General features: G+C 67.1%; 3 protein-coding genes. 1 reads left to right on the top strand and 2 read right to left on the bottom strand.

What is annotated here, in order from left to right:
- Positions 1-42: 42 nt before the first annotated feature.
- Positions 43-1,752, bottom strand: coding sequence for an AMP-binding protein (locus AC08OX_RS15120; RefSeq protein WP_476608400.1), 1,710 nt, complete (start codon positions 1,750-1,752; stop codon positions 43-45).
- Positions 1,753-1,969: 217 nt separating this feature from the next.
- On the opposite strand from AC08OX_RS15120, the gene AC08OX_RS15115 reads away from it, so the two are divergent.
- Positions 1,970-2,833 carry a LuxR C-terminal-related transcriptional regulator gene (locus AC08OX_RS15115; RefSeq protein WP_241883183.1) on the top strand — a complete coding sequence of 288 codons (864 nt, stop codon included), beginning with the start codon at positions 1,970-1,972 and terminating at the stop codon, positions 2,831-2,833.
- A gap of 2 nt (positions 2,834-2,835) precedes the next feature.
- On the opposite strand, the gene AC08OX_RS15110 is transcribed toward AC08OX_RS15115, so the two are convergent.
- On the bottom strand, positions 2,836-3,048 hold a 213-nt coding region (locus AC08OX_RS15110), incomplete at its 5' end, for a hypothetical protein (protein WP_476608399.1).

Genomic DNA, 3,048 nt, shown 5'->3' with positions numbered 1-3,048 from the left:
GACTCCAGCGCGCCCCGTCCACGGCCCGCGGTGTCTGGTCGATCAGTCGGCCTTACGGCTGGTCAGCCTGGGAAAGTCGGTGTCGCGGTACTCCATGCTGAGGCGGGTGCCCGCGGCTTCGCTCTCCCTGCTGCGCAGCTCGACGCGCCGGATCTTGCCGGAGATCGTTTTGGGTAGGTCGTAGAACTCCAGCCGCCGGACGCGCAGGTAGGGGGCAAGGTTTTCGCGGGCGTGACGGAGGATCGCCTCCGCTGTCTCGCGGTTCGGCTCCCATCCCGGAGCAAGTGCGATGTAGGCCTTCGGCACGGCCAGGCGTACCTCGTCGGGTGCGGGCACGACGGCTGCCTCAAGCACAGCCGGGTGTTCGACGAGGACGCTTTCCAGTTCGAAGGGGGACACCTTGTAGTCCGAGGCCTTGAACACGTCGTCGGTACGGCCGATGTAGGTGAGGTAGCCGTCCTCGTCGAGGGATGCGACGTCACGGGTGTGGTAGTAGCCGCCGGCCAGTACTTCCGCGTTGCGTTCGGGGTCGCCACGGTAACTGGTCATTAGCGCGAGCGGGTGCGCGGCCAGATCGAGGCACAGCTCTCCCTCAGTGCTGGAGCGCTGGCCGCTCACCGGGTCGACCAGGACCGTGGGCACGCCCGGCAGCGGACGGCCCATCGACCCCGGCTTGACGGCGGCGCCAGGTGAGTTGCCGACCTGGGCGGTCGTCTCGGTTTGGCCGAACCCGTCGCGCAGGGTCAGGCCCCAGTGGGCGCGGACCTGGTCGATGACCTCCGGATTGAGGGGTTCACCGGCCGACAGCACCTCGCGCAGCGCGCCGGGCCCGCCGGAAAGATCGACCTTGATGAGCATGCGCCACACGGTCGGCGGCGCGCACATCGTGGTTACGCCAGCCCGGCGGAGCTGCGCCAGCAGCTTGGCGGGGTCGAACGTGCCGTAGTTGTAGACGAAGATCGTTGCTTCGGCGATCCACGGCACGAAAAACGAGCTCCACGCGTGCTTTGCCCAGCCAGGGGAACTGATGTTGAGATGCACGTCACCGGGTTGCACCCCGGTCCAGTACAGGGTGGACAGGTGCCCGACCGGATAGGACACCTGGCTGTGCTCGACGAGTTTGGGCCGGCTGGTGGTTCCGGAGGTGAAGTAGAACAGCAGCGGATCGGTGGGGGCGGTACGGGATTCGAACCGGTGCACCTCGGTGACGCCGTCGGCCTCGGTGTAGGGGCGCCAGCCGGCGGCCTCGCCACCTACAATGACACCGTTCAGGTTTTTCAGCTTGACCTTCACCGCGTCGGCGGCATTGGCGATCACGCAGGTGGCGCCGCCGCGTTCGATCCGGTCGGCGAGGTCCGTCGGACCGATCGCGGTAGTGGTGGGTATGATTACCGCGCCCAGCTTCATGAGCGCCAGCATCGACTCCCAGAGCTCCACCTGGTTGCCGAGCATGAGGATCACCGGATCGCCCTTGCCGATGCCTAACCCGGCAAGCCAGGTCGCTACCCGGTCCGAGCGACGGGCCATCTCGTCATAGGTGCACCGACGTTCCGAACCATCCTCTTCCACGATCCACAGCGCCACCCGGTCGTTGTTCCGGGCGATTGGGTCAAACCAGTCGATGGCCCAGTTGAACTGGCCTTCGAACCGTGGCCAGCGGAACTCCTCCAGCGCCTTGCCGTAGTCCGTGCGCAAGTTGATCAGAAGATCGCGGGCAGTGCGGTAGGTCTCGGTCGCGGCAGTCGACGTCATCGGCAAACTCCTTCCAACACCGCACAGAGTCGTGCCGAGCCGCCCCCGCCGGCCACCCCCGAAAGTTGGTAGCAGGCGGGGATGGCCACGGGGTGGTAGCGGAGGTAGCCACGTGATGGTCGCGTGATGGTCACGGGGATGGCCGGTCGACGGCTTGCCTCGGCCGGGTTACTGTGACGTGCACAACATAGCGGTGTGCGCAATGAGGACGGACGCGATGAGTGACACCCGATTACTTCGTCCAGACGACCGCGCGGCCTTGCGGGCCGAGCTGCGCACCATCATCCGGCAGGGCGGAGTCCCGGTGGCATTCGCCGGTGAGGTGGGTGGCAACCGCTTGCGCCTGACGGAGTTCCTGGGCACTCGCACCACCGGCCTGCACAATCTGGAGGTCTGTCCCGGCACGGGACTGGGCGGCCGGGTGATCCTGCAGGGCCGCCCGGTCGGGGTGACCGACTACGCCAGCGCGCGGAGCATCACGCATGACTACGACCGGCCCGTCCTCCGCGAAGGTCTCGCCTCGTTACTCGCGGTTCCCGTTCACGCTGGTGGCCGTTGCCGTGCCGTCCTCTACGGCGCGGTGCGCCAGCCCGCCGCGTTGGGCGACCGGATACGGGACGAGATCGTTGCCGCGGGCCGGCGGCTCGTCCACGAGCTCACCATCCGCGACGAAGTCGATCATCGGTTGGCGATGGCCGAGTCGCTCGCGGCCGTCAGACAGCTCGAGCCCGCGCACGCCGCCACGCTTGAGGAACTTCGTTCGGTGCACTCCGAACTGAGGGCCATCGCGGGAGCCATGTCCGATTCGGCGCTCCAGCGCAGGATCTACGCGGCCGCACAACGTCTCGTCGCCGTCGGCGAGAGCGGGCCGGGAAAAAATTCCAAGATACGCCTGTCCACCCGTGAGACCGATGTCCTCGCCCAGGTCGCGCTTGGCTGCACCAATGCCGAGGTCGCAAACCGGCTTTCGCTCTCCCGCGAAACGGTCAAGGCATACCTGCAATCCGCCATGCGGAAACTGGACGCGGGCACACGCTACGAAGCCGTCGTCCGCGCCCGCAAGGCGATGCTGATCCCCTGAACTTACCCTGACTTCGCCCGGCGGGGACTTCCGCCCACGGAGAGCCGTGCCCGGTCTTCGTCGCTGAGCTGTTCGGGGCTCTCGTGGGCGTCGTGATGCGCCGAGAACCGCGTCGAGGGTCGGGCCGCCAAATCCTGCCATTCGAGGTACCAGGGCGCGGACTGTTCCCAGAAGTGGATCAGGCCGTTCGTGGCGAACGCGACACTGACCCGGCA

The sequence above is a fragment of the Frankia sp. CoBUL1 genome (assembly GCF_978021245.1).
Note: the sequence above shows the minus strand (reverse complement) of the source record. Positions and strands in the feature narration are given on the sequence as shown.

What these genes read in the sequence shown, in the direction of transcription:
- AC08OX_RS15115 (WP_241883183.1), top strand. Translation starts at nt 1,970, where the DNA reads ATGAGTGACACCCGATTACTTCGTCCAGACGACCGCGCGGCCTTGCGG.
- AC08OX_RS15120 (WP_476608400.1), bottom strand. Translation starts at nt 1,752, where the DNA reads ATGACGTCGACTGCCGCGACCGAGACCTACCGCACTGCCCGCGATCTT.